The 25,830-nt window shown below is 66.7% G+C and carries 18 protein-coding genes and 2 tRNA genes; 2 read left to right on the top strand and 18 right to left on the bottom strand.

Annotation, left to right across the window (positions count from 1 at the left end; all coding sequences use genetic code 11):
* Positions 1–4: 4 nt before the first annotated feature.
* From ACTHQS_RS12360 to ACTHQS_RS12375, 4 genes are all read right to left on the bottom strand, one after another.
* A complete protein-coding gene (locus tag ACTHQS_RS12360) occupies positions 5–1,621 on the bottom strand; it encodes a GTPase (RefSeq protein WP_440169237.1) in 1,617 nt (538 codons plus the stop codon).
* The gene (locus ACTHQS_RS12365; protein ID WP_440169240.1) at positions 1,618–3,387 is read right to left on the bottom strand and encodes a dynamin family protein; all 1,770 of its coding nucleotides are present in this window, start codon (positions 3,385–3,387) and stop codon (positions 1,618–1,620) included. Before ACTHQS_RS12365 ends, ACTHQS_RS12360 begins: the two co-directional genes overlap by 4 nt.
* Before the next feature lie 188 nt (positions 3,388–3,575).
* A tRNA-Glu gene (locus ACTHQS_RS12370) sits at positions 3,576–3,651 on the bottom strand.
* 128 nt (positions 3,652–3,779) lie between these two features.
* Positions 3,780–3,851: transfer RNA gene (locus ACTHQS_RS12375), tRNA-Gln, on the bottom strand.
* A 303-nt stretch (positions 3,852–4,154) separates the two neighbouring features.
* On the opposite strand from ACTHQS_RS12375, the gene ACTHQS_RS12380 reads away from it, so the two are divergent.
* The gene (locus ACTHQS_RS12380) at positions 4,155–5,720 is read left to right on the top strand and encodes a hypothetical protein (RefSeq protein WP_440169242.1); all 1,566 of its coding nucleotides are present in this window, start codon (positions 4,155–4,157) and stop codon (positions 5,718–5,720) included.
* Positions 5,721–5,790: 70 nt separating this feature from the next.
* On the opposite strand, the gene ACTHQS_RS12385 is transcribed toward ACTHQS_RS12380, so the two are convergent.
* From ACTHQS_RS12385 to ACTHQS_RS12400, 4 genes are read right to left on the bottom strand one after another with little or no spacing between them, the layout of a single operon-like run.
* Entirely contained in the window at positions 5,791–6,528 is a 738-nt protein-coding gene (locus ACTHQS_RS12385; protein ID WP_440169244.1) for an HAD family hydrolase, read from the bottom strand.
* On the bottom strand, positions 6,528–8,042 hold the full coding sequence (gene gltX / locus ACTHQS_RS12390; protein ID WP_440169247.1) for a glutamate--tRNA ligase: 1,515 nt from the start codon (positions 8,040–8,042) through the stop codon (positions 6,528–6,530). Before gltX ends, ACTHQS_RS12385 begins: the two co-directional genes overlap by 1 nt.
* A 57-nt stretch (positions 8,043–8,099) precedes the next feature.
* Positions 8,100–8,876, bottom strand: coding sequence for a fumarylacetoacetate hydrolase family protein (locus ACTHQS_RS12395; RefSeq protein ID WP_440169250.1), 777 nt, complete (start codon positions 8,874–8,876; stop codon positions 8,100–8,102).
* Between the two features lie 5 nt (positions 8,877–8,881).
* Positions 8,882–9,706, bottom strand: coding sequence for an MBL fold metallo-hydrolase (locus ACTHQS_RS12400; RefSeq protein WP_440169253.1), 825 nt, complete (start codon positions 9,704–9,706; stop codon positions 8,882–8,884).
* A 148-nt stretch (positions 9,707–9,854) separates the two neighbouring features.
* Here ACTHQS_RS12400 and ACTHQS_RS12405 point away from each other — a divergent pair, with 148 nt between their 5' ends.
* The gene (locus ACTHQS_RS12405) at positions 9,855–10,448 is read left to right on the top strand and encodes a hypothetical protein (RefSeq protein WP_440169256.1); all 594 of its coding nucleotides are present in this window, start codon (positions 9,855–9,857) and stop codon (positions 10,446–10,448) included.
* Positions 10,449–10,530: 82 nt separating this feature from the next.
* On the opposite strand, the gene ACTHQS_RS12410 is transcribed toward ACTHQS_RS12405, so the two are convergent.
* From ACTHQS_RS12410 to ilvD, 10 genes are all read right to left on the bottom strand, one after another.
* A complete protein-coding gene (locus tag ACTHQS_RS12410) occupies positions 10,531–11,643 on the bottom strand; it encodes a branched-chain amino acid aminotransferase (protein ID WP_440169258.1) in 1,113 nt (370 codons plus the stop codon).
* Positions 11,644–11,747: 104 nt separating this feature from the next.
* Positions 11,748–12,800: a 3-isopropylmalate dehydrogenase gene (locus tag ACTHQS_RS12415; protein WP_440169260.1), complete on the bottom strand. Its 1,053-nt coding sequence runs from the start codon at positions 12,798–12,800 to the stop codon at positions 11,748–11,750.
* 92 nt (positions 12,801–12,892) lie between these two features.
* Positions 12,893–14,449, bottom strand: a complete 1,557-nt coding sequence (metG, locus tag ACTHQS_RS12420) for a methionine--tRNA ligase (protein ID WP_440169263.1) — start codon at positions 14,447–14,449, stop codon at positions 12,893–12,895.
* A gap of 35 nt (positions 14,450–14,484) precedes the next feature.
* Positions 14,485–15,240 (bottom strand): ABC transporter ATP-binding protein, encoded by a 756-nt coding sequence (locus ACTHQS_RS12425; RefSeq protein ID WP_387556566.1) that lies wholly within the window; start codon positions 15,238–15,240, stop codon positions 14,485–14,487.
* Complete coding sequence (locus ACTHQS_RS12430; RefSeq protein ID WP_440169267.1) at positions 15,237–18,035, bottom strand: FtsX-like permease family protein; 2,799 nt, start codon at positions 18,033–18,035, stop codon at positions 15,237–15,239. The genes ACTHQS_RS12425 and ACTHQS_RS12430 overlap by 4 nt, the downstream gene beginning before the upstream one ends.
* 216 nt (positions 18,036–18,251) lie before the next feature.
* Positions 18,252–19,841: a phosphoglycerate dehydrogenase gene (serA, locus tag ACTHQS_RS12435; protein ID WP_018768338.1), complete on the bottom strand. Its 1,590-nt coding sequence runs from the start codon at positions 19,839–19,841 to the stop codon at positions 18,252–18,254.
* Positions 19,842–19,965: 124 nt separating this feature from the next.
* On the bottom strand, positions 19,966–20,991 hold the full coding sequence (gene ilvC, locus ACTHQS_RS12440) for a ketol-acid reductoisomerase (RefSeq protein ID WP_440169270.1): 1,026 nt from the start codon (positions 20,989–20,991) through the stop codon (positions 19,966–19,968).
* An 84-nt stretch (positions 20,992–21,075) separates the two neighbouring features.
* The gene (ilvN, locus tag ACTHQS_RS12445; protein ID WP_043453275.1) at positions 21,076–21,588 is read right to left on the bottom strand and encodes an acetolactate synthase small subunit; all 513 of its coding nucleotides are present in this window, start codon (positions 21,586–21,588) and stop codon (positions 21,076–21,078) included.
* A gap of 2 nt (positions 21,589–21,590) precedes the next feature.
* A complete protein-coding gene (locus tag ACTHQS_RS12450) occupies positions 21,591–23,498 on the bottom strand; it encodes an acetolactate synthase large subunit (RefSeq protein ID WP_440169274.1) in 1,908 nt (635 codons plus the stop codon).
* Positions 23,499–23,878: 380 nt separating this feature from the next.
* On the bottom strand, positions 23,879–25,597 hold the full coding sequence (gene ilvD, locus ACTHQS_RS12455; protein ID WP_440169276.1) for a dihydroxy-acid dehydratase: 1,719 nt from the start codon (positions 25,595–25,597) through the stop codon (positions 23,879–23,881).
* Positions 25,598–25,830 lie beyond the last annotated feature (233 nt).

The following is a 25,830-nucleotide window of genomic DNA, read 5'->3' on the forward strand; positions in this document are numbered from 1 at the left end:
GCCCTTAAGCCTGCCGGGCTTCCTTCAATGCCTTGTTGAAGGAAGCCAGCCGGCCGATCTCCGCCTCCACCGACTCCACCACCAGCTCCTGTGCCGCCGCGGCAACGGCACTGTTGAGCCGTCGTCGTGCCCTGGCAGCCCTGGCCCGGGCAGCTCCCGCTGCAATGAAACGCCCGGTGACGGCAAGGAAGATTCCCAACACCACGCCGAAGGCGATCATCAGGGTGGGTATCGGCCAGCCCTCCACGCGCGGCACCTCCGGCACCGGCAGCTGGAGGTAGGCAAGCCCGGCCAGGACTCCCAGCCAGCCCAGGCCGCCCAACGCGGTCAGGAGCGCCAACCACTGCACCACGTTGAACGCACCCCACCACCACGCCTTGCGGTTGGCACCAAGGTCGGTCCCGGCGATGGCCTGGTCCAGCGCATCGGGCAGGCGCTCCCGGCCGGTCCTGGCAGCCCCCCGGATCGCTGCCCGCCACGGGCCAGGTGCTCCGGCGCCGGCCGAGTCCGCGAACTCCCTGACCGCCGCATCGGTGCGGGCCCGCTCCGGCGCTCCGGCCGGCGGCAACGACGTCCGGTTCAGGCCGGCGGGAGCACTGCTGCGGAGGTTGAGGCGCCGCAGCGGGTCAACGCGGAACCGGGAGAGCCAGCGGGTTACCGGCCAACCGGTACGTCGCACGGATTCGAGGCGGTAGGACTGCCCTACGGCGCGCACCACGGCAGGCACGTTTGCTGCGATGGCCAGTTCGTCAGCGAGCTGCGTCTTGGCAGCAGAACGGATCCCTGCAGCGTCACCGTCACCGGAAGCACGCCGCAGGTCCTCCGCCGCTTTGGTGACATCGGCCTCCAGCCGCCGGGACTGGGCCTGCCGCTGTACGGCCACCTTTCGGATCGCTGCACGCACCTCCGCGATCCCTGCCCCCGTCAGGGCGGATGAGGCGAGTACCCGCACCTGTCCCAGCCCTTCACCGGCAAGGATCGCGTGGAGCGAGTCAAGCACCGGCTGCAGATCATGCGCGGGCAGCCGGTCCACCTGGTTCAGGACCACAAGCGTGACGGCCCCGTGGGACGCCAGCGGTGCAAGGAATCCGTTATGGACGGCCGCGTCGGCGTACTTCTGCGGATCGAGGACCCAGACCAGGACGTCCACCATGCCCACCATGCGCTCCACAATTTCGCGGTTGGCGGCACGGGTGGAGTCGAAGTCAGGGAGATCCAACAGGATCAAACCGGTCCGTTCGTCGGCGAAGCCCTCCACGGGCGCGGCGTGGTGCCGGTTCCCCACCTCCAGCCAATCGAGGAGCGCCTCGGAGCCTGCCGCTCCCCAGACACCTGCCAACGGTTCCGAGGTGGTGGGACGGCGCGCGGCGGCCGTCGCGATTTCCGCGCCGCTGACGGCGTTGAAAAGTGACGACTTGCCGCTTCCCGTTGCCCCGAAGAAACCCACCACTGTGTGGTCACCGGACAGGGAGCGGCGGGAACTTGCCCGCTCCAGGACCTCGAATGCTTCCTGCAGCGCCTGGTCCGGCAGCACCCCCTCCCCCAGTTCGCGGGCGTCCTGGAGGGCCTGGAGCCGGGCGTCCAGCCGCGAGGACTCCCGCGCACGGCCGTGGCGGCTCACGCGCGCTCCGCCAGCCGCGCCAGCTCTCCGGCCTGCGCGGCAAGCGCCTGCGCCTGGGCGGGGTTGTCCGCCGGCAACCGCTGCAGGAACCTCTGCTGTTCATCCATCAGCAGTTGCTGGCAGCGGGCGGCCAGGTCCTCACGGGCTTTGTCGGCCATCCGGCGCACGGCATCCTCACCAAACACTGCCTCCAGCAGGCGCTGGCCCACGACGGCGGTGCCACCGGCCACGCCGATCTCCAGTCCCGTAAGTCCCGCCGTCATGGAAAACACCACGATCATCAGCGCGGCGCCGAGGCCATTGATGCCGAACGACAGCCAGCGCGCCTGGGTACGCCTGCCCTGGCCTTCGGTGCGGATCAGCTCCATCAAGGCTTCCTGCCAGGCCCGGATCTCGGCAGCCGCCCGGTCGGGGAAGCCTGGCCCTGTGCCGGACAGGTTGTCCGGCCCCAGTAGCTGCCGGCCCGCCGGGTCCGAGCGCCACCGCTGATCGGTGTCTTCGGCGGCGTTGGCTGCCTCGTCGACGATGACTGCCTGCAGGCCGGTCTCGATGGCCGCTTCCACCCGCACCGCCGGGGCCGGTTCACCACGGAAGAACGCACCCACACGGTCCCTGAAGCGTCCCACGTTCTGCTCAAGCGTGCGGAAAAATTCGCCGGTGCCCACGAAGTCCTGCCAGCGGGCCAGTACCTCGCCCCTCAGCAGGGCTCCGTCGCGGGTGGCGTCGAGGATCCGGGTGGCCGCGTTTTCGTAAGCCGCCACGGCGTCGGATTCGAGCCGGGCGGCGGCCCGTTCCTGTTCACGCAGCGATTCGGCGAGGTCCGTGATCCGCTGGGCCAGTGCGCGGACTGTTCCGTTCAGGGTTCGGCGGGCTACGTCGCTGCGGCCCGCGGCATCAGAAGCCAGCGACGCCAGCCACTCCCGCAACTCATCCACGGCGCCCGCGGGCAGCATGCCGTGAGGATCCAGGACTGTTTCGGCGATGATGAACAGGCGGCTTCCGGCCAGGCCTTCGCGGTCCAGCAGGCCCCGGAGGTCCTGGCTCACCTCCGTTTCGGCTCCTTGCGGCACCCGGTCCAGCACCACCGCAACGGTGATGTCCCGGGACGCGGCGTCCAGGAGGAGCTTCCAGGGGACGGCGTCGGCATACCGGTTTGCCGTGGTGACGAAGACCCAGAGGTCGGCGGCGGCCAGCAGCTGTCCGGCGAGCAGGCGGTTCTGGTCCGAGATGGAGTCGACGTCGGGAGCGTCGAGGAGGGCGATGCCGGCAGGTACTGCCGGATCGGCCAGCAGGACCAGCGAATCGATGGCAGCAGCCGGCTCCCCTTGGTGGCCCGTGGGAACCGGACTGGCGGCCAGGGTTCCCCGGATGCGGCTTAGCCCCGGCAGGACGCGCTGGCCTTCGAACCAGGCAGCTTCAGCGGGATTGTGCAGCAGGATGGGCTGGCGGGTGGTGGGGCGGATCGCGCCGGCGCGGGTTACGGGATGCCCCACGAGGCCGTTCACGAGGGTGGATTTGCCCGCGCCCGTGGAACCGCCGACGACGGCAAGCAAGGGGGCGTCCAGGCTGCGGTACCGCGGAAGGATGTAGTCGTCCAACTGGGCTCTCGCGGCTGCGGTGTCACGGCGCGCCTGGTCTGCGCCCGGCAGGGCCAGCGGGAGCGTGACATCATCCAGCCCGCTGCGGATTTCCTCCAGCAACGTCACCGCCGCCATGGAGGGCGATGGCGGCTGGGACGGGCGGCCCTGCTCGTTGTGGGAGGTCACAGCAACATCATGCCAGTTCAGTGTGGGTCGCGAGCCGTCACGGCGCGTCGGTCCAGCAGGATACTCCCCCGCTGAAGGACAACTCCCCGCGGAACGATAAGGGGTTCTGTCCGTTTGGCGGGGAAGGTCCAGGACGCTCAGACTGCAAACAAAAATGGCCCCGGGCTGATGCCCGGGACCATTTTCCATGGTGACCCCAGCGGGATTCGAACCCGCGTTACCGCCGTGAGAGGGCAGCGTACTAGGCCGCTATACGATGGGGCCGCGTACTTCCGGCAGCGTTTCCGCTGCTCAAGCTCAGTGAGTATTTCACACACTTTGCCGTGGTTTCAAATCGGCGAACCGAATGGAAACCTCCTGTTTTGGCGCTGAAATCAGCAGTCAAACCAGAGCTGGGATACCAGGACTCGAACCTAGAATGACGGTACCAGAAACCGTAGTGTTGCCAATTACACCATATCCCAATGGCACTTTCGGGCCGGTTTTCAGGGCGTTTTCCCTGCTCCGTGCGCCTCAGCACGAGAAATTACTTTACCCGAGACTTCCGGCTCGCACAAATCGAGAGCTGCCCGGGCTCGTGACCACTCCGTGGACCGATCAGACGAAACCCTTGCCCACCCTCCGGTCCTGTGGTTACCCTCGAGTAAGTTACCGATCAGTAACAAAATCCCTGCCCCGCATGTTGGGTCACCCACGAGGAAAACGGGAACGCCTTACAAGCCACGGTTTTCGCCCCCGGGCAGCGTCGTCCGGCGGAAAGTTAGGAAGTGTCAGCGTTGACAACCCGCACAGCAACCATTGCCGCAGCAAAGCCCAGACCCAGGTCTCAGTCCATCGCGATCATCGCGTTGTCGCTGTTGCTCGTCCTTTTCCTTGCGTTCTACACCTACCTCACCGGCCAGATTTCCAATGGTGCCGCCCAGCTGATGGACGGCGCCGAGCAGGCCGCAGCGGGAGCGTCCCAGCTCAAGGACGGCTCAGGCCAGCTGGCCGCAGGGGCCGGCGCTGCGAATAAGGGCGCCGTCCAGTTGAAGGACGGATCGGTCAAAGTCAAGGACGGAAGCACTGAACTGAATATCGGCGCTGCTGCCCTGCAGGCGGGCGCGGGAAAGATCTTTTCCGGAGTCCGCGACCAGCTCGCACCTGGGGTGGATAAGCTGCATGCCGGCACCACGAAGCTGCAAAACGATGTCCTGCACAAACTTGTTCCGGGTGTCTACCAGGTGGATGACGGTGCCCGGAAGCTCCAGGCAGGCGCCGTGGCCCTTTCAGCGGCACTTACTCCCACGGCCGCCGGAAACGCGCCGAACAACCTTGCGGACGGCGCGGGGCAGCTGGCGGCGGGCACGGGCCGGCTCGCGGGCGGCGCCGGCCAGCTCGATGCAGGTGCCACCAGCATGAGCGCGGGGACTGCTGCGTTGAAGAACGGAACAGCCCAGTTGAAGGGTTACCCCGGCGCGGGCAACGACCCCACCAAGGGCGACGGGCTCGCCGCGCTCAGCCAGGGGCTGGACCAGCTTGAAGCGGCGGCAAACGGGCCCCAGGGCCTGGTGCCCCTTGCAGTGATCAAGGACCAGATTGCCAAGCTGGCCGACGGCGGCCGCCGTGCCTATGCGGGAGCAGGCCAGCTTGATGCGGGGGCAGCAAAGCTTAATGACGGTGCAGGGCAGCTAAAGGCCGGAACCGGCAGCCTGGCCGCCGGGGCAGGCCAGTTGAACGACGGCGCGGGCCGGTTGAAGGCTGGCTTCGCCACTCTGGCGGAAAAGCTCAATGCAACTGACCCGCAAAACCCTGGCGTGGTACTGGGCACGTCCATGCTGGCGGAGGGCACGGCGAAGATCAGGGTGGGAATGGACGGTGTCCCCGGCAACCCGGACAGCCCGGGCCTGATTTACGCGGCGAACAACCTGCAGGACGGCACCACGAAACTCAGCGCGGGGATCAACGGCGGCGGCGACCCGGAGAACCCGGGCCTGCTGGCCGGAACCGAGGCGCTGTCGGACGGCACCGTTGCGCTGAGCCGCGGTACAGGGCAGCTGCAGGCGGGGTCAGCCCAGCTCGCTGACGGAACCGGGCAGCTGGCCGACGGCAACGGCAAGCTTGATGACGGCTCGGGCAAACTGGCGGATGGCGCGGGCAAGCTGGCCGACGGCAACTCGAGGATCGCGGCCGGCACGCAGGAGCTGCACTCCAAGGTGGCCGCCGTCTCGCCGTCGTCGTGGCTGGACAACCCGGCAGTCGCGCTGCTGCTCGTGGCACTGCTGGTGGCTGCCGCCGCCGGGGCGTATCTGGTCCTTCGCAGGCGTTCCCTGCGGGCCGCCGCAGCGGCCTGACAGCGGACCCCGTCGTCACCCCGCAATGACCGCGGTCCTGAAGCAGTGCCGCGGTCATTGCACGCCAGGGCTACTGCAGCAGCTGGTCCAGTGACGCGACCATGCCGCCGTCGAAATCCTCAACAACCTCGCCCACACGGTTGAGCCACACGCCCACCAGGCCCGCCGCCGTCGAGCCTTCCGCATCAAGCAGCCGGTTGTCGCCCACATACAGCGTTTCGGCAGGGGCTGTGCCCAGGAGCCTGACACCTTCAAGGTAGATGGCTGCATCCGGCTTGGCGACGCCCAGCGTGTCTGTGCCCACCAGGTGGGTGATCCGCTCCAGCCCGGCGCCGTCCAGCTTGGCGCGCTGGTAATCGTGGACGTTGTTGCTCACGGCTCCGTAAGGGATGCCCGCACCGTCCAAAACGTCCAGCAGTGGCAGCACATCGGGAAACGGCTTGACGTAGGCAGGTTGTTTTTCCATGTAGGCGTTCAGCCACCGGTGCGATTCCTCGCCGTCGGCAAGTTCCACGCCGAAGTGCCCCAGGGCGGCCCGCCCCCGGAGCAGGCGCTGCTCGTTGAACGTGAGTTCGCCGGCAAGGTAGCGGTCGTAGTAATGCGTCGTTTCGTGCGTGAAGATGCGCCCGAACCGCTCCCACCCGGACTGGTCCAGGCCGGGCAGGAGGTGTTCGCTGACTTCGCGCAGGGCGGTGGTCATTGAATATTCGAGGTCCACCAGGGTGTCGTCAATGTCGAACAGGACGCCCCGGACGACGCCGAAAGCTGTCTTCAGTACGCCGGCGGGTGCATGGCTCGGGGCGGCCATCAGCCGCGGAAGGCTTGGAGCCGGCGCAGGGACGACTCTTTGCCCAGGATCACCATGGACTCAAACAGCGGCGGCGACACGCGGCGGCCGGAGACCGCGGTGCGGACCGGGCCGAAGGCAAGGCGCGGCTTGATGCCCATGTCCTCCACGAGGGCCTGCTTGAGGGCAGCCTGGATGTTCTCCGCCGTCCAGTCCTCCACCGGTTCCAGGGCGGCGATCGCGGCGTCCAGCACCTCGGCGAGGTTGGCGGGAAGGCCCTTGCGGGCGTCATCGGCAACATCGACGGCGTCGTCCGCCTTGAACAGGAAAGCCAGCATCTCCGGTGCTTCCCCCAGCAGCGTGATGCGCTCCTGGATCAGGGGTGCCGCCTCGGTGAGGATCTCCTCCCCGCGGTCGGTGAGGATCTCCCCCACCAGGCCGGCTTCGCGCAGGTAGTGTGCCACCCGGTCCCGGAAGTCCTTGGGTTCAAGCATCCGGACGTGCGTGCCGTTGATGGCTTCGGCCTTCTTCAGGTCAAAGCGGGCAGGATTGCCCAGGACGTCATGGATGTCGAAGTGCTCAACGAGCTGCTCCACCGTGAAGATGTCCTCGTCCGCGCTGAGGGACCAGCCCAACAGGGACAGGTAGTTCAGCAGCCCTTCCGGAATGAAGCCCCTCTCGCGGTGCAGGAACAGGCTGGACTCGGGGTCGCGCTTGGAGAGCTTCTTGTTGCCCTGGCCCATGACGTAGGGCAGGTGTCCGAATTCCGGCATGTACTCCGCAACACCGATGGCGTACAGCGCGCGGTACAAGGCAACCTGACGGGGCGTGGAGCTGAGGAGGTCCTCGCCGCGGAGCACGTGCGTGATGCCCATCAATGCGTCATCCACGGGATTGACCAGGGTATACAGCGGTGCACCGTTGGCACGGACCACGGCGAAGTCGGGCACAGATCCGGCCTTGAAAGTGATATCGCCCCGGACCAGGTCGGTGAAGGTGATGTCCTCGTCCGGCATCCGCAGGCGGAGCACAGCCTGGCGGCCCTCCGCCCGGTACTGCCCCAGCTGCTCCTCCGTCAGGTGGCGGTCAAAGCCGTCGTAGCCAAGCTTGGGATCGCGGCCGGCTGCACGGTGGCGTGCCTCGATCTCTTCCGGGGTGGAGAAGGACTCATAGATGAACCCGCCCTCGTGCAGCCGCTTGATGACGTCCTGGTAGATGTCGCCGCGCTGGGACTGCCGGTACGGCTCATGCGGGCCGCCCACCTCCACGCCCTCGTCCCAGTCGATGCCCAGCCACTTCAGCGCGTCCAGCAGCTGGTGGTAGCTTTCCTCGCTGTCACGGGCGGCATCAGTGTCCTCGATCCGGAAGACCAGCGTGCCCTTGGTGTGGCGCGCGTAGGCCCAGTTGAACAGGGCCGTCCGGACCAGTCCCACGTGCGGGGTGCCCGTGGGCGAGGGGCAGAAACGGACCCGTACGGGCGTTTCGGCGGTGACGGGGGGAATGGAGGCGGCAGGTGACGAAGAAGCGATACTCATAGTGGCTTCAACTTTACCCGCCCGCCCGGGTGCGGCCTCCCGCCCTGCGGGACAGTGCTAGCGGCGGACGATGGGGTTGGACAGCCGCCCGATGCCCTCGATTTCCACCTCGAAGCGGTCCCCCTCCGTGACCAGTCCCACGCCGGCAGGCGTACCGGTCATGATGACGTCGCCGGGCAGCAGGGTGAACGCCTGGGACACCACGGACACCAGTTCGCGCACGCCGCGGATCATCTGGCTGGTGCTGCCGTCCTGGCGCACCTCGCCGTTGAGCCGGCCCGTGATCTGCAGGTCTTCCGTGTCCAGGTCGGTTTCGATCCAGGGCCCCAGCGGCGCGGAGGTGTCGAAGCCCTTGGCGCGGGTCCACTGCAGGTCGGTCTTCTGGACATCGCGGGCCGTGAGGTCGTTCCCGCAGGTATACCCGAAAATGACGTCGTCCACGCGCTCTTCCGGCACGTCCTTGCAGATGCGGCCGATGACCACGCACAGCTCGGCTTCGAAAGAGACCTCCTCGGAGAATTCCGGCAGTACCACGGGGTCATTGGGGCCCACGACGGCGGTGTTGGGCTTCAGGAACAGCAGCGGCTGGGCGGGCACCTCGTTGCCCAGTTCCTTGGCGTGCTCCACGAAGTTCCGGCCGACACCGATGACCTTGCTCCGGGGAATGATCGGCGCCAACAGCCGGACGTCCTCCAGCTTGTGGCGCACCGAGGTGCGCTCCACTCCGTTAAAGAAGGGGTCGCCGTGGATGACAGTGATTTCCTCACTGCCTGGCTCACCTTCCACAACGCCGTACAGGGGATCAGAATCGACGACAAACCTGGCAATACGCATGGCTCCTACCCTACCGTTCCCGCCGTCGCCGCTTGTCCGCCGCCATCGCCGCGCAGGTAGGAAAGCTGCGCCGCGACCGACAGTTCGGCAGCGCGCCGGACGGAAGGGCCGACGTCGGCATAGACGGCGTCAGCCACCTCCACTACTGACGCGTCCCGGCCCAGCCGGTCCAGCACGGCTCGGATCTGCGCCAGCCGTTCCTCCCGGTGCGCCCGGTAATCCCGTGCGACGGCCGCAAGGGACGGCAGCACCGGGCCGTGGGCCGGCAGGACCGTGGCAGGACCCAGGGCCTCCAGCCGGTCCAGCGATGCGAGGTAACCGCCCAGCGTCCCGTCCGGATAGTCCAGCACGGTGGTCCCCCGGCCAAGGATGGTGTCTCCCGTCAGCACCGATCCGTTCGGCCCATCCGCCGGCAGATGGAAGCAGACGGAGTCGGAGGTGTGCCCCGGCGCGGCCACCACTGTAATCTCAAGCCCTGCCGCCCGGATAACTTCCCCGTGGGCCAGGGGCTCTCCCCCGCCGTGGCAGTGGTTCGGATCGGCCGCACGGACCGGCGCGCCCGTCAGGTCATGCAGGCGTGCTGAACCGGCGGTGTGGTCCGCGTGGCGGTGGGTCACCAGGATCAGTTCGACGGCGCCTGCCCGCGCCAGCGCGGTGAGGTGGCGTTCATCCAAGGGGCCCGGGTCCACCACAACCGCCGCAGATTGCCCCGGGGCGCGCAGGACATAGGAGTTGGTGCCGTCCAGGCTCATGGGGCCCGGATTGGGGGCAAGGATGAACGTGGTCAGCTGTGAGCTGCGCTGCAGTGCGGAGCCGGAATCTGAAGTCACCCACCCATCCTTGCATCCGCGGCTGCCCCTCCCCAGCCGGCCCCGGCACTGGGCGGCCTCCACGGCCTGGCGGAATAGAACAACGCAGGCCGGGGGTTGGCAAGGAGTAACAACCCCACGATCTCCACCAGGAAGCCGGACACCGCCCATGAGCACAGCATCACTCGCAGACCTTCTCGCCCAGGCTGACGCCGACGGCCACGACCACTCGGCCACCGAAAAAGCCACCGGCCTGCTGCACATCCACAACCATGCGACGGGCAGCATCATCTGGTTCCCCATGTGGAAGAAGTTCCGCGAAACCGCTGACTGGACGGCCGCCGTCGGCAGTATCAGCGCCGAACTGGAGGCTGCCCCCGCCCCTGCGGACCAGGCCGGCGCCGCGCTGGTGGCGTCGGACCTGGAAGCACTGCTGGAACAGGCCGCCCGCTCCGGCGACGCCAACGTCTTCGTGCAGGAGAACCTGGCCCGCCACCTGACGCGGACCTGGGCAGTTGGCGATGCCGTCGCGCAGGCCAACGGGAAGGACCTGTTCGTCGCCGGCCCCACCCCCTCCGTCTTCGCCGGCTACCCCTATGACGTCTACGCGCAGGACGGCGGCGTCTTTGCCACCACCCTCTGGAACGACATCATCGACGCCCGCCGCAACCGGGCCCTGGCGGAGGAAGCGGCCCGCAAGGCACTCAAGCCGGTCTCCCGCAAAGCCATGAAGAACGCGGCCCGGAAGGCAGCACGCCGCTGACCAACCCGCGGTCGGTTGGAACGCAGAACGGCGCCTGCCGGACCAAAGTCCGGCAGGCGCCGTCGTGCGTTGAAGCCTGAAACTATGCCAGGCGGGTCAGCCAGCCGTGGGTGTCCGGCTCGGCGCCCGTCTGGATGCCCAGGAGCCTTTCACGGATGGCCATGGTGACCTCGCCGGCCTTGGCGTCCTCGGAACCGATGAACTCGGTGGCGTCCTTCAGGACCCCGATGGGGGTGATGACGGCTGCTGTGCCGCAGGCGAACACCTCGGTGATCTCGCCGGAGGCCACACCGTCGCGCCATTCATCAAGGGTGATCTTGCGCTCGGCCACCTCGCGGCCCATGTCCTTGGCCACCTGGATCACGGACATCCGGGTGACGCCTTCCAGGATGGTGCCGGTCAGCGCAGGCGTGGCCAGCGAGCCGTCCTTCATGACGAAGAAGACGTTCATGCCGCCCAGCTCTTCCACGGCGTTGTCATTGGCCTGGTCCAGGAACAGTACCTGCTTGCATCCGTTGGCCTCCGCCTCCTGCTGGGCGATCAGCGAGGCTGCGTAGTTGCCGCCGCACTTGGCGTCGCCGGTGCCGCCGCGGCCGGCCCGGGCGTACTGGCGCGAGATCCAGATGGAGACGGGCTTGAGCTCGCCGCCGAAGTAGTTGCCGGCGGGCGAAGCAATCACGCGGAAGGAGACTTCACGGGCGGCACGGACCCCCAGGAAGGCCTCGGTGGCGATCATGAAGGGCCGAAGGTAGAGAGCCTCGCCGTCACCGGAGGGCACCCATTCCTTGTCCACGGCCACCAGTTCGCGGATGGCGCTGAGGAAGTATTCGGCCGGCAGTTCGGGCAGGGCAAGCCGGCGGGCGGACTTGTTCAGCCGCGCGGCATTGGCTTCGGGGCGGAAGGTCCAGACGGAGCCGTCCGCGTGCCGGTAGGCCTTGAGCCCTTCGAAGATTTCCTGCCCGTAGTGGAATACAGCTGCGGAAGGATCGAGCACGATCGGACCGTAGGGTTCGATCCGGGCGTCGTGCCAGCCGCCGTTGCCGTCCGCGTCCACGCTGTAGTCGACGATGGCGGTGTGGTCGGTGAAGTAGTTGCCGAATCCCGGGTTTGCCAGGATGGCTGCACGCTCTTCGGCGGACTTCGGGTTCTCCGAGGGCTGCCGGGTGAATTCGACGCCATGGGCGGTCTGAGTCATGGTTCCTCCACGATCGGCCGCCCCGGGGTTCAGCGCTGAACGGGAGGGCGGCATTTGGTGATTCGAGTAAAGCTTACGCCCGATGCCGGCGGCCCCGGCCCGGGCTACAGGCCGGCGGCGATGGCGTCACCCACGGCGCTGGTGCTGCGGGCGCTGCCGTCGCGCTTTTCGACGTCGGCAACCACTGCGGCTTCGATCCGGCGGGCGGCTTGGGTGTAGCCCAGGTGGTCCAGCAGGAGGGCCGCGGAGAGGATGGCCGCGGTGGGGTCTGCCTTGCCCTGGCCGGCGATGTCCGGCGCGGACCCGTGGACCGGCTCGAACATCGACGGCGCGGTGCGGTCCATGTTGATGTTGCCGGAAGCTGCCAGGCCGATGCCGCCGGTAATGGCCGCGGCGAGGTCGGTGAGGATGTCGCCGAACAGGTTGTCGGTGACGATGACGTCGAAACGGGACGGGTCCGTGACCATGAAAATGGTGGCGGCGTCCACGTGCAGGTAGTCATGGGTGACCTCGGGGAATTCCTGGGCCACGGCTTCGACGGTGCGCTTCCACAGGTGCCCGGCATAGACCAGGACGTTGTGCTTGTGGACCAGGGTGACGTGCTTGCGCTCGCGCAGGCTGGCGCGGCGGAACGCGTCCCGGACCACGCGCTCCACGCCGTGGGCGGTGTTCAGGGACACTTCGGTGGCAACCTCATGCGGGGTTCCCGCCCGCAGCGTGCCGCCGTTCCCCACGTACGGGCCTTCGGTTCCTTCGCGGACCACAATGAAGTCGATGGTGCCGGGGTTGGCCAGCGGGCTGCCGACGGTTCCGTAGAGCCGGGAGGGCCGCAGGTTGACGTAGTGGTCCAGGCTGAAGCGGAGCTTAAGGAGCATCTCGCGTTCGATGATGCCGGACGGGATGCGGGTGTCGCCGGGTGCTGCGCCCACAGCGCCGAACAGGATGGCATCGCGGGTCCGCAGGTCAGCGAGGACCTCGTCCGGCAGCGTCTCTCCGGTGGCAAGCCAGTGCTCGGCACCGAGCTTGTAATGGGTCTGGTTGAGCTCCACGCCCTCTGCCGCCACAGCCTTTTCCAGCACTTTGACTGCCTCGGCAATGACTTCGGGGCCAATGCCGTCACCGGGGATTACTGCGAGGTTGATGGAGGATGCGCTCATGTTTTCAGGGTAGCCAAGATATCCATATGGTGGTCAAAACGTCTCAGCTTTTGGACATAAGCGCATCCGCGCATCAAGGGCGGGCGGCGGCGCTACTCGGCGGGTTCCTCGAACTTGGGGAAAACAGGAGTGGGCGCGGGAAGTGCGGTGGCCGGCACGATCGGCGTCGCGGTCGCGGCGAACTGCCGGGCGTCGCCCTCGGGCTGGCCGAGCGCGTCCAGGAGCTTGGCCGATGCGCCGGGCATGACAGGCTGGGCCAGGATGGCCACGATCCGCAGGACCTCGAGCGTCACGTAGAGCACGGTGTTCATGCGTTCAACGTCGGTCTTCCGCAACACCCAGGGCGCCTGCTCGGCGAAGTAGGCGTTGGTGTGGTGCAGCACGCCCCAGATGGCCTCCAGGGCGCGGCTGAACTCCTGCTTTTCGAAGGCGGCGCGGGCGGTCTCCAGCAAACCGTTCGCCTGGGCGAGGATGGCGTCGTCTTCGGCCGTGAAGGCCCCGGGGGTGGGCACCGCGGCGTCACAGTTCTTCGCCACCATGGACAGGGAGCGCTGGGCCAGGTTGCCGAAGTTGTTCGCGAGGTCCGCGTTCATCCGGCCCACGATGGCCTCGTGGTTGTAGCTGCCGTCCGCGCCGAAGGGAACTTCGCGCAGGAAGAAGAACCGCACCTGGTCCAGGCCGTAGCGGGCAACGAAGTCCGCCGGCGCCACCACGTTGCCCAGGGACTTGGACATCTTGACCCCGTTGTTGTGCAGGAAGCCGTGGATCATGACGCGCTTTGGCAGTTCCAGCCCGGCGCTCATCAGGAAGGCGGGCCAGTAAATGGCGTGGAACCGGGAGATGTCCTTGCCGATGATGTGGACGTCGGCGGGCCAGTACTTCCGGAACTTCTCTGAGTTCTCGTCCGGGTAGCCGACGCCGGTGAGGTAATTGGTCAGCGCGTCCACCCAGACGTACATGACGTGCTTGTCATTGCCCGGGACGGGAACGCCCCAGTCGAAGGTGGTGCGGCTGATGGACAGGTCCTCCAGGCCGCGCTTGACGAAGCTGATGACCTCGTTGAAGCGGTACTGCGGGGCACCGAACTCGGGGTGGGCTTCGTAGAGGGCCAGCAGCTTGTCCTGGTAGGCGGAGAGCCGGAAGAAGTAGCTCTCCTCCGCTGTCCACGTCACCTCGGTGTCCGTCTCTTTCGAGTAGCGCACGCCGTCGTCCTTCACCACCGTCTCGTCCTCGGCGTAGAAGGCCTCGTCCCTGACCGAGTACCAGCCCTCGTACTTGTCGAGGTAGATGTCGCCGTTGGCCTCCATCTTTTTCCAGATGGCCTGCGAAGCCGCGTAATGGTCGGCGTCCGTGGTGCGGATGAACCGGTCGTAGCTGATGGCCAAAGCGGAGTGCGCCGCCTTGTAGACCTCAACGTTCCGGTCCACCAGTTCCTTGGGCGTGATGCCTTCCTTCTCCGCGGTCTGGGCAATCTTCATGCCGTGCTCGTCGGTGCCGGTCAGGAACATCACGTCATAGCCGTCAAGCCGCTTGAAGCGCGCCATGGCGTCGGTCGCTATGTACTCGTAGGCGTGGCCGATGTGCGGCACGCCGTTGGGGTAGGTGATGGCCGTGGTGATGTAGAACGGCGTTTTCTCTGAAGCAGTCACGGTGCGGACGGTTACCTTCGGTGCGGAGGAGTGGGCTAAATCAGTTCTGTCAGGGTATCGCTGAGCCGGACCAGTTCGTGGTCGTGCGAGGCCACCAGCACGGCGATGCCGTCGGAGGTGGTGTCCTTCAGGATGCTGATGATGCGGTTTGCGGAGGCGCGGTCCAGGGAGGCGGTGGGCTCATCCACCACCAGCACCCTGGTGCCCAGGATCAGCGCGCGGGCGATGGCCACGCGCTGCCGTTCACCTCCGGACAGCTGGGCGGGGCGGTGCCGCATGCGGCGGCCCAGGCCCACCAGGTCCAGCAGGTCCTTGGCCATGTCCCGCCGCTGCTCCACTTCGCCGTCCGGAACGGCGGGCAGGAGGACGTTCTCCAGGGCGCTCATGCCGTCGATCAGGGCACCGCCCTGGTCCACGTAACCGATCAGGGCACGACGGCGGTCGGCGATTTCGTCGTCACCCATGCTTTCGAGGGAATCGCCTTCCCAGAACACGCGGCCCGACGTCGGCAGGGTAAGTCCGGCGCCGACGGTCAGGATGCTGGTCTTGCCGGAGCCGCTTCGGCCGGCGACGCAGTGCATCTCGCCGGCGTGCAGGGTCAGGTCGAATCCTTCCACCACGCTCACGGCCTCGGCGCCGCCCTTTCCGCCGCCGTAGCGGATGGTGATGTCGCGCATTTCCAGCGGGGTGGCGTGGTCAGCCGACTTGACGATGGTGCTGGCCCGGGTCTGCAGGGGGACCTCGTTGGAGCCGCTCCTGCGGCTGCGCTGGACGTTCGTCGGGTTTGTCATTGGACCACTTTCGTTGCAATCGGTATCCAGCAAATTACAGCCACCAGCCCGGCCACCGCAGCCCAGATGGCTGCATAGGGGGCCAGCAGCAGGCCGATGCCCAGGGCGCCCAGCACGCCCAGCGGCAGGGCCACGGTTCCCACCAGTGCGTTTTCGAACAGCCGGACCTGGCCGAGCATGTCCGGGTTCCAGCCCATGGCTTGGAGGATGCCAAGGTACTGCCGCTTGGCGTTGAGCTCGAAACGTCCCGTCACAAGGGTCAGCACCAGCCCCACGGCCACGCCCGCAAGCGCCAGCAGGATGCTGGGCAGCGTCACGCTGGCTGCGGCCAGGCCGCTCAGGGCGCTTGCGCCGGCTGCGCGCGGAATGTCGATCAGCAGGGCGATCAGGCCGCCAACGGCGGCACCGAAGACACCGACAGCGACGGCCAGCGACAAGGTGTTGAACTTGTTCGTGCTCAGCTGCCGGTTGGCGAAGGTCAACGGCGAATCGACCGGGATGAGCCGTTCGTCGTGCTGCGGCTCCTGGTCAATCACGTCGCGGTGCCGGAGCTGCCGGGCGGCAAACAGTGCAGCCCCGCAATACAGCACCAGGACGGCGACGCACACCAGCGCTGTGGCAGGGCTCCAGCTCAGCAGGCTCAGCACGATGCCTGCCACTGCAAGCAGCACGGCCCCGACGCCGAATTCCTCCAGCACCCAGCTGCGGATTCGCCGCTGGGTCCAGCCCATTGCCCGGAGGGTTCCGGCCTCGCTGCGGCGTTTGCGGATGTAGCTCACGGTTGATGCGCCGGTCAGGAGGGCAGCTCCGCACAGCGTCAGGAAAAGCAGGGTGATGTTGGTTCCGGAAAGCGCTCCGGCCACGGCTTCGGCGGCATTCTGCCGGACCCAGGACTGCTGCACCGTACCGAGCGCCGATTCCTTGCCGGCTCCGTCCTTGGAGTAGCCGGGAACAAAGATGCTGGTGTCCTCACGGGCCGAACCGGCCACCACAGTGGCGTCCAGGCCCATGGCCCGGATCTCCGTGGCGAGCTTCTCCACCTCGGGCTGGGCGTCCTTCCAGCTGCCCGGCGCCTTGGCGCGGACGCGGACGGCGTCGATAACGGAGGCGTTCTGCTTGTAGCCGCGGGCGGCAGCGAGTCCGTAGTAGTCAGTGATGGCACCGGCGGACTGGCTGGCCAGTCCCGTGGCGCTGAGCGACGGCTTCAGGTCTGCGGCCGAGACGTCCTTGCCTGACGCGTCCTTGGTCAGGGTGAACGGCGTGGGGTCGTACCCGCCCAGCGGAAGCTTGTTGACGTCGCCGGAGGCTGCCTCCACTGCCGCGGGGTCGAACGTACCGTAGACCATGGGCAGCGGCGTGGCGGCCTGCTGCTGGCCGGTGGGCAGGTTGTCCCGGTACGACCGCTCGTCTACGGGGTTGCGCTGCGTCTGGTCGACGGGGGCGCCGTTGGCAGCCTTGTCCGGGAGCCGGTTGACGGTGACCCATTCGCCGGGCACGGCGGTCTTGTCCACGGCCCCGTTGGCGGCGGGGTCACCGTCCGTGTACTTGGGGGCGCCGGCGAAGTTGGTGCTCCACTTGGCGGGCGTGTAAAGGCCGGGGTTGAAGTTGCCGTTGCTGCCCAGCAGCGACGAGTGGTCGGTGGAGCCCGGCCAGGACAAAACGAAGGGGTCCTTGGAAACGAAGGGCAGGTAATCCTTGCCCAGGGACTTCGAAACGGTACCGACGTCCTTGACCACCTTGCCGGCGTCGTCAATTTCCTCGATCTTGACGTTGTACTTCAGGTCCAGCGACGTGCCGGAGCGGACGATCAGCGGAACTGCCTGCGAACCGCTGGTCAGCTGGCCGGTGCGCTTGGCCTGCTGGTACTGGGTCATCAAAGGGGCCCAGTACTTGAGCTTGACGCCCAGGAAGTCCGGCCCTTCCTTCAGCTGGTCCATGCTGATGCCGTTGGTGAAGAGACCTTCCAGGTAGCGGCCCACGGCGCCCGCGTCACGCGCATCAGCGGGCGGCGCCTTCTCCAAGGGAGCCAGGAAGTCGCCGGCCGAACCGAGCAGGGCCCGTTCGGCGGCAGGGTCGACTGCCACCACGGATTCGGTGACCTCAGGGGCGAGCGGCAGTGCCACGGAGAGGTTGAAGAGGTTGTGCTCGGAGCCTCCGGCGGGGGCGGGGAACTTGATGCCGGTCTCCCCTGCCGGCGGGGCGATGCGGATGCTGCTGCCGCCCTGTGCCTTCTCCTCCACGAGCCGGGCCTTGCCCAGCGTGCCCTCCGCCGTGGTCTTGAAGAGCGTTTGCTCGGAGTTTCCATCGGAGCTCACGGCGCTGGCGGTCAGGCGGTACTTCTTGGCAGCATCGGTCAGCACGGATTCAGCTGCAGGCCACTTGTCCGGGGCGGTGGCGCCGGCGGCCTGGTCCGCCGTGGCGGTGCCGGCCAGTCCGGCGTTGTAGCCGAGGTAGTCCATGGCATCCAGGCGCGGCGTCTCCAGGTTCTGGGTGACCCGCGAGACCAGGCTGATGGGGGCGGCCACGGACGTGCCGGAGAGCTTCCGGATGGAGTCCAGCTGGTCGAACCCGATGCCGCCTGCGCCGTTGGCGATTTCGGGCTGCAGCAGGGCCCCGGAGGGCGCTTTGGCCTGGACCAGGATGTCGTAGAGCCCCCTCGAGTTCTCATCAACCGTCCGGTTGAGCGCAGCCTGTGACTGACTTTGGACGAGGACCGACAAGCACATGGCTGCGATCAAGATGGCCGCGGTCAACAGCAGCACTCTGCTTCTGATGAACCTCTGGACGGCGTTCATGGAACTCCCTGAAACCTGGATTGCGTGCGCGCACATCCAACCGCCGGCAGACGTGGGCAATGGCGGACGGATGTGCAAAAGGTATTGGCCGGTCTGCCGGCTGTGGTCCTGAATCAGGACCTAGCCATTGTAAGCAGACCGGCCAATCATACGTGGCTCCGAGGGGACGGACCCCTGCGGAGGAGCGGCTTTCGGCGTTTCGGCCGGTGTGTCGCGCTAGTCTTCCAGGTCCACTTCCCGGACCATCTCGGCGCCGATGCCGGCCTTGATGGCGTCCAGCACCTGCTGGGGAACGGAGCTGTCGATGGTCAGCAGGGCCAGGACCTGGCCACCCTCGTTGGAGCGGGCCACCTGCATGCCGGCGATGTTGATGTTGTTCATGCCCAGGATGTGGCCGATGGTTCCAATGACGCCGGGACGGTCAGTGTAGGCGACCACCACCAGGTGCTCGCTGATGGGGATCTCAACCTCGAAGCCGTTGATGCCCACGAGCTTCTCGATCTGCTTGGGGCCGGTCAGGGTGCCTGCCACGGAGATCTGGCTGCCGTCGCTGAGGGCGCCGCGCAGGGTCAGGACGTTGCGGTAGGACTCGGTCTCGGGAGTGGTGATGAGGCGGACGTTGATGCCGCGCTGTTCGGCGATGACCGGGGCGTTGACGTAGGAGACCTGCTCGGTCACGACGTCGGCGAAGATGCCCTTCAGTGCCGCAAGCTCCAGGACCTTGACGTCGAGGGAGGAGATTTCGCCGGCCACTTCGACGTCGAACTGGGTCAGGGATGCGTGGGTCAGCGCGGTAAAGATGCGGCCCAGCTTTTCGATCAGCGGGATGCCCGGACGGACGTCGGGGGCAATCACGCCGCCGGCGACGTTGACGGCATCCGGGACCAGCTCTCCCGCGAGGGCAAGGCGGACGGACTTGGCCACGGAGACGCCGGCCTTTTCCTGGGCTTCGTCCGTGGAGGCGCCAAGGTGGGGGGTGACCACCACGTTGTCGAGCTTGAAGAACGGCAGGTCGGTGCTGGGTTCCTTGGCGAAGACGTCCACGCCGGCGCCGGCGATTTCGCCGTCCTGGAGGGCGGTGAAGAGGGCTTCCTCGTCCACGAGGCCGCCGCGGGCCACGTTGACCACGTAGGCGGTGGACTTCATCTTCTTGAAGGCATCAGCGCCGAGCATGCCGACCGTCTCGGGCGTCTTCGGCATGTGGATGGTGATGAAGTCGGACTGGGCCAGGAGCTCGTCCAAGGTGACCAGCTGCACGCCGAGCTGCGCTGCGCGGGCCGAGGTGATGTAGGGATCGTAGGCCAGGATCTTGGTGTCGAAGCCCTTGAGGCGGGCTGCCACCAGGGCGCCGATGCGGCCCAGGCCAATGATGCCGATCTTTTTTTCGAACAGTTCGATGCCGGTGTACTTGGAGCGCTTCCATTCGCCGTCCTTGAGGGCGGCGCTGGCCTGCGGGATGTGCCGGGCAAGGCTGAGGATGTGGCCCACGGTGAGTTCCGCGGCGGACACGATGTTGGACGTGGGGGCGTTGACCACCATCACGCCGGCCTGGGTGGCGGCCTTGATGTCCACGTTGTCCAGGCCCACGCCGGCGCGGGCGATGACCTTCAGGTTCTTGGCCGCGGCGATTGCTTCTGCGTCCACCTGGGTGGCGGAACGGACCAGGATGGCGTCTACGTCGCTGATCGCCGAGAGCAGCTGGGAACGGTCGGCGCCGTCGGTCTGTCGGATTTCAAAGTCCGGGCCAAGGGCCTCGACGGTGGCGGGGGAAAGTTCTTCGGCGAGCAGTACTACGGGTTTTGACACGGCTGATCCTCTGCGTTGCAGTCCTGGGGATGGAACAAGTCTAGGCCGACGGAAAGGCCGGGCTCACATTGTTAAGTGTGAACCCGGCCTCACCATTGGGGTCTATGCGGTTGCGCGGGCAGCCTTAGCGGGCTGCGGAGCCTTCCACGTAGTCAGCATCCTGCTGCTGCCAGGAGAACAGGGCGCGCAGTTCGCGGCCGACTTCCTCGATGGGGTGCTGCTCGGCCTTGGCGCGGAGCTCCTTGAACTCGACGCCGCCGTTGTCCTGATCCTCGATGAAGCGCTTGGCGAAGGCACCGGACTGGATGTCGGCCAGGACGGCCTTCATGTTTTCCTTGACCTCGGGGGTGATGACGCGCGGGCCGGACACGTAGTCGCCGTATTCTGCGGTGTCGGAGACGCTCCAGCGCTGCTTGGCGATGCCACCTTCCCACATGAGGTCGACGATGAGCTTGAGCTCATGCAGCACCTCGAAGTAGGCGATCTGCGGCTGGTAGCCGGCTTCGGTCAGGGTTTCGAAGCCGTACTGGATGAGCTGGGACACGCCGCCGCAGAGGACTGACTGCTCGCCGAAGAGGTCAGTTTCGGTCTCTTCGGTGAAGGTGGTCTTGATGACGCCGGCGCGGGTGCCGCCGATGGCCTTGGCGTAGGACTTGGCCAGCTCCCAGGCGTTGCCTGTTGCGTCCTGTTCCACGGCGATGATGTCCGGGATGCCGCGGCCGGCTTCGAACTCGCGGCGCACGGTGTGGCCCGGAGCCTTCGGGGCAACCAGGATGACGTCAACGCCCTCCGGTGCCTGGATGTAGCCGAAGCGGATGTTGAAGCCGTGCGCGAAGGCGAGGGCCTTGCCGGGGGTCAGCTTGTCCTTGATGGACTCGTTGTAGATCGCGCGCTGGTGCTGGTCCGGCGCCAGGATCATGATGACGTCAGCCCATTCGGCAGCGTCGGCAACGTTCTTGACCGTGAAGCCGGCGTCCTCAGCCTTGGCGATCGACTTCGAGCCTTCCTTCAGCGCGATGACAACCTCGACGCCGGAATCGCGCAGGTTCTGCGCGTGGGCGTGGCCCTGCGAGCCGTAGCCAACAATGGCAACTTTGCGGCCCTGGATGATGGACAGGTCGGCGTCGTCGTCGTAGAACATTTCAGTCACTTGCGTAACTCCTCTTGAGTGGTTGTAGATAGTGGTCTTGCGGTGCTGCGGTTACGGGCGCGTGGTCCCGCCTGGACGCGATGCCTAGGCGGAGCGGAGCGCCCGGTCACTCATGGAGCGGGATCCCCGTCCAACGGCCAGGGTGCCGGACTGCACGATTTCGCGGATGCCAAAGGGCTCCAGCACTGAGAGCAGGGCTGTGAGCTTTTCCGGGTGGCCGGTGGCCTCAATGACGACGGAGTCGGTGGACACGTCGACCACTGAGGCGCGGAACAGGTCTGCGGCCTGGGTTACCTGCAGGCGTGTTGCGGCATCCGCACGTACCTTGACCAGGATGTGGTCGCGCTGTACGGAAGATTCTGGGGTGAGCTCAACGATCTTGATGACGTTGACCAGCTTGTTGAGCTGTTTGGTGACCTGCTCGATGAGGTCGCCGTCGGCGTCGACCACCACGGTCATGCGGGAAACACCCGGCACTTCGGTGGGGCCAACAGCCAGGGAGTTGATGTTGAAGGCGCGGCGGGCGAAGAGGCTGGCCACGCGGGTCAGGACGCCGGGCTTGTCCTCAACCAGGACGGAAAGTGTGTGGCGGCTCATGCTCAGTCTTCCTCTTCCCATTCCGGGGTCATGTTGCGGGCAACCTGGATCTGGTCGTTGCTCACGCCGGCGGGCACCATCGGCCACACCATGGAGTTGGGGCTCACCACGAAGTCGATGACCACGGGGCGGTCGTTGATTTCGAGGGCCTTCTGGATGGTGGCGTCGATGTCCTCTTCGCGCTCCACGCGGAACGAAGCGCAGCCGTAGGCCTCCCCCAGCTTGACGAAGTCCGGGATGCGGACCGTGTCATGGCCGGTGTTGAGGTCGGTGTTGGAGTAGCGGCCTTCATAGAAGAGGGTCTGCCACTGCCGCACCATGCCCAGCGAGGAGTTGTTGATGACAGCAACCTTGATGGGAATCTTGTTGATGGCGCAGGTGGCCAGCTCCTGGTTGGTCATCTGGAAGCAGCCGTCACCGTCGATGGCCCAGACCACGCGGTCCGGCTCGCCCACCTTGGCACCCATGGCGGCCGGAACGGCATAGCCCATGGTGCCGGCGCCGCCGGAGTTCAGCCAGGCGTGCGGACGCTCGTACTTGATGAACTGCGCGGCCCACATCTGGTGCTGGCCCACGCCCGCCACGTAAACGCCCTCGGGGCCCGTGAGCTCGCCGATCCGCTTGATGACCTTCTGCGGGGCAATCAGGCCGTCATCCGGTTCCGTCCAGCCCAGCGGGTAGGTTTCCTTGAGGTTGTTCAGGAACGCCCACCAGGTGGTGAGGTCCGGGGTGCCCGAGGCTTCGAACTGGCTGCGCACGGCCTCGGTCAGTTCCGGGATGATCTCCTTGACGGACCCGACGATGGGCACGTCCGCGGTGCGGTTCTTGGAAATCTCCGCAGGATCGATATCGGCGTGGATGACCTTGGCGTTGGGTGCGAAGGTCTTCAGCACGCCCGTGACGCGGTCATCGAAGCGGGCGCCGAGCGTGATCAGCAGGTCCGACTGCTGCAGGGCCGTGACGGCGGAAACGCTGCCGTGCATGCCGGGCATCCCCACATGCTGGGGGTGTGAGTCGGGGAAAGCGCCCTTGGCCATGAGGGTTGTCACCACCGGCGCCCCGGTCGCTTCGGCGAGGGCGAGCAGTTCGGCCGAGGCATGCGCCTTGACCACACCGCCGCCCACGTACAGGACAGGCTTGGTGGAAGCGGCGATGAGCTTGGCGGCCTCGCGCACCTGCTTGTTGTGGCCGCGGGTCACCGGACGGTAGCCCGGCAGGTCGATCTTCGGCGGCCAGAAGAAGGTCATCTGGCCCACCTGGGCGTCCTTGGCAACGTCCACGAGCACCGGGCCCGGACGGCCGGTGGAGGCCAGGTGGAAGGCCTCGGCCATGACGTGCGGGATGTCGTTGGGGTCGGTCACCAGGAACGAGTGCTTGGTGATGGGCATGGTGATGCCCACGATGTCGGCTTCCTGGAATGCATCGGTGCCGATGACGCCGCTGGATACCTGGCCGGTGATGGCCACCAGGGGAACGGAGTCCATGTGGGCATCCATGATGGCGGTAACGAGGTTGGTGGCGCCGGGGCCCGAGGTGGCGATGCAGACGCCCACCCGCCCGGTGACCATGGCGTAGCCTTGCGCGGCGTGGCCGGCTCCCTGTTCGTGACGGACCAGCACGTGATTCATGGTGGAGGCCATCAGGGGGTCGTAGGTGGGCAGGATCGCGCCACCAGGCAAACCGAAAATGTCGTCGACGCCGAGTTCTTCGAGCGAGCGGACGATTGCTTGCGAGCCGGTCATCACCGTCGGGGGTACGACGTTGTTCGGCCCAAGGACAGGAGAGACGGCAGCAAGGTCGGCGACGACGGCGGCATGGTCAGCCGTCCGGTCGGCGCGTTCCGGAGCCTTGGGGGCTCCAGCGGACTTGGTGGCCATCAGCGAGGGGCTGATGGGCGATCCTTTGCTCATCGGACTCTTCCTTGTGGATCTTCTCTGGTTCTGGAATTGCTTTGAAACGGTGGGAAATAAAAAAACCCCTCGGCCTGGCGGCTTCTTGAGGGGTTTGCGCGTGACTTTTCGTTACCAGGGGCTAAGGTGCCACGCGCTTGGTAAGGACGACGACGACGGTGCCGGCGGTAACGAAAGTCATGCGTTCAGTTTTCCCTCTTGGCGAGATAGGTGTCAACGAGCGACAACCCAATCTCACCATGTGGACTCCATTGTCCACGGAATGACCCTACCCCAAACTTCCGGCGCGAGCGCCGTCAGCCTGGGCCCCTTGGTCATCCCTTATTAAGCCCTGCCGCCTCTGGCGGGGCAGTCCCGGGAGGTGTCCCCGGGAACTCAAATCAGCCGGTGTAGGCGCCCTGGCTGGCGCTGTGGACCAGCTTGGCGTACTTGGCGAGCACTCCCTTGGTGTACCTGGCGGGCAGCGGCTCCCAGCCCACCTTGCGGGCTTCGAGTTCCGCTTCGTCCACCAGCAGGTCGAAGGTGCGCGCAGCAATGTCCACCCGGATCCTGTCACCGTCCTGCACGAAGGCGATGGGGCCGCCGTCGACCGCTTCCGGTGCCACGTGGCCGATACACAGCCCTGTGGTGCCGCCGGAGAACCGGCCGTCGGTGAGGAGCAGGACGTCCTTGCCCAGGCCCGCGCCCTTGATGGCGCCGGTGATGGCGAGCATTTCGCGCATGCCCGGGCCGCCCTTGGGGCCTTCGTAGCGGATAACGACGACGTCGCCGGCCTTGATCTTGCCGTTGTCCAGCGCATCCAGGGCTCCCTGTTCGCGCTCGAAGACGCGGGCGGTGCCTTCGAAGACGTCTGCGTCGAAGCCGGCGCTTTTAACAACCGCGCCTTCGGGGGCCATGGAGCCATGCAGGATGGTGATGCCGCCGGTCTTGTGGATCGGGTTGTCCAGCGCGCGCAGGATCTTGCCGTCAACGTCCGGCGGGTTGATGGCCTCGAGGTTCTCCGCGACGGTCTTGCCCGTGACGGTCAGGCAGTCGCCGTGCAGCAGGCCGGCGTCGAGCAGTGCCTTCATGATGACGGGCACGCCGCCGATCCTGTCCACGTCGGTCATGACGTAGCGGCCGAACGGCTTGAGGTCGCCCAGGTGCGGGATCCTGTCGCCGATGCGGTTGAAGTCATCCAGGGTCAGTTCCACCTCTGCCTCGCGGGCAATCGCCAGCAGGTGCAGGACGGCGTTGGTGGAGCCGCCGAAGGCCATGGTGACGGCAATGGCATTCTCGAAGGCCTCCCGGGTCATGATGTCCCGGGCCGTGATGCCCAGGCGCAGCAGGTTGACCACCGCTTCGCCGGACTTGCGCGCGAACTCATCACGACGGCGGTCTGCCGAGGGCGGTGCGGCGGATCCGGGGAGGGACATGCCCAGCGCCTCGCCGATGCAGGCCATGGTGTTGGCCGTGTACATGCCGCCGCAGGCGCCTTCGCCCGGGCAGATGGCCTTCTCGATGCGGGTCAAGTCCTCCATGCTCATCTTGCCGGCAGCGCACGCACCCACGGCTTCGAAGGCGTCGATCAGGGTGACTTCCTTTTCGGAGCCGTCCTCGAGCTTGACCCAGCCGGGCATGATGGACCCCGCGTAGAGGAAGACGCTGGCAAGGTCCAGCCGGGCCGCCGCCATGAGCATGCCGGGCAGGGACTTGTCGCAGCCGGCCAGCAGGACCGAGCCGTCGATCCGCTCGGCCTGCATGACGGTCTCCACGGAGTCGGCGATGACCTCACGGGAGACCAGGGAGAAGTGCATGCCTTCATGGCCCATGGAGATGCCGTCGGACACTGAAATGGTGCCGAACTGCATGGGGAAACCGCCGCCGGCGTGGACGCCCTCTTTGGCGCCCTGTGCCAGCCGGTTCAGGGAGAGGTTACAGGGGGTGATTTCGTTCCAGGAACTTGCCACGCCCACCTGGGGCTTCGCGAAGTCGTCGTCGCCCATCCCGACGGCCCGGAACATGCCGCGGGCGGGGGCCGCGTGGATGCCGTCGGTGACGACGCGGCTGCGGGGCTTGATGTCCGGCTTGGTTCCGGTTGTGGTCTGGGCGTCACTCATAGGGGAAAGTCTAGGGCTCGAACGGTCCGTGAAACGACGGTCGACGGCGGGAAACGGGAAAAGTCTTGGAAGTTCAGCCAGATAGTGGACTTGCATCTCATATATTGAGACGTTGATAGTGCTGAGCTGCAGTCACATGTCCCGGGCGCCCTTCCAACCGGGCCTTCCCCCGCGCGCCGCGGCATCTCTGGACAGCAGTGGTGACCCGACGTAGCGTCGGGGACAGGACACCC

Source organism: Arthrobacter sp. SAFR-044, from assembly GCF_051965175.1.
Lineage (GTDB): Bacteria > Actinomycetota > Actinomycetes > Actinomycetales > Micrococcaceae > Arthrobacter.

What these genes read in the sequence shown, in the direction of transcription:
- ACTHQS_RS12395 (WP_440169250.1), bottom strand. Translation starts at nt 8,876, where the DNA reads ATGCGTATTGCCAGGTTTGTCGTCGATTCTGATCCCCTGTACGGCGTT.
- ACTHQS_RS12405 (WP_440169256.1), top strand. Translation starts at nt 9,855, where the DNA reads ATGAGCACAGCATCACTCGCAGACCTTCTCGCCCAGGCTGACGCCGAC.
- ACTHQS_RS12425 (WP_387556566.1), bottom strand. Translation starts at nt 15,240, where the DNA reads ATGACAAACCCGACGAACGTCCAGCGCAGCCGCAGGAGCGGCTCCAAC.
- ACTHQS_RS12450 (WP_440169274.1), bottom strand. Translation starts at nt 23,498, where the DNA reads ATGAGCAAAGGATCGCCCATCAGCCCCTCGCTGATGGCCACCAAGTCC.
- ilvN (WP_043453275.1), bottom strand. Translation starts at nt 21,588, where the DNA reads ATGAGCCGCCACACACTTTCCGTCCTGGTTGAGGACAAGCCCGGCGTC.
- ACTHQS_RS12430 (WP_440169267.1), bottom strand. Translation starts at nt 18,035, where the DNA reads ATGAACGCCGTCCAGAGGTTCATCAGAAGCAGAGTGCTGCTGTTGACC.
- gltX (WP_440169247.1), bottom strand. Translation starts at nt 8,042, where the DNA reads ATGAGTATCGCTTCTTCGTCACCTGCCGCCTCCATTCCCCCCGTCACC.
- ACTHQS_RS12410 (WP_440169258.1), bottom strand. Translation starts at nt 11,643, where the DNA reads ATGACTCAGACCGCCCATGGCGTCGAATTCACCCGGCAGCCCTCGGAG.
- ilvD (WP_440169276.1), bottom strand. Translation starts at nt 25,597, where the DNA reads ATGAGTGACGCCCAGACCACAACCGGAACCAAGCCGGACATCAAGCCC.
- ACTHQS_RS12385 (WP_440169244.1), bottom strand. Translation starts at nt 6,528, where the DNA reads ATGGCCGCCCCGAGCCATGCACCCGCCGGCGTACTGAAGACAGCTTTC.
- ACTHQS_RS12415 (WP_440169260.1), bottom strand. Translation starts at nt 12,800, where the DNA reads ATGAGCGCATCCTCCATCAACCTCGCAGTAATCCCCGGTGACGGCATT.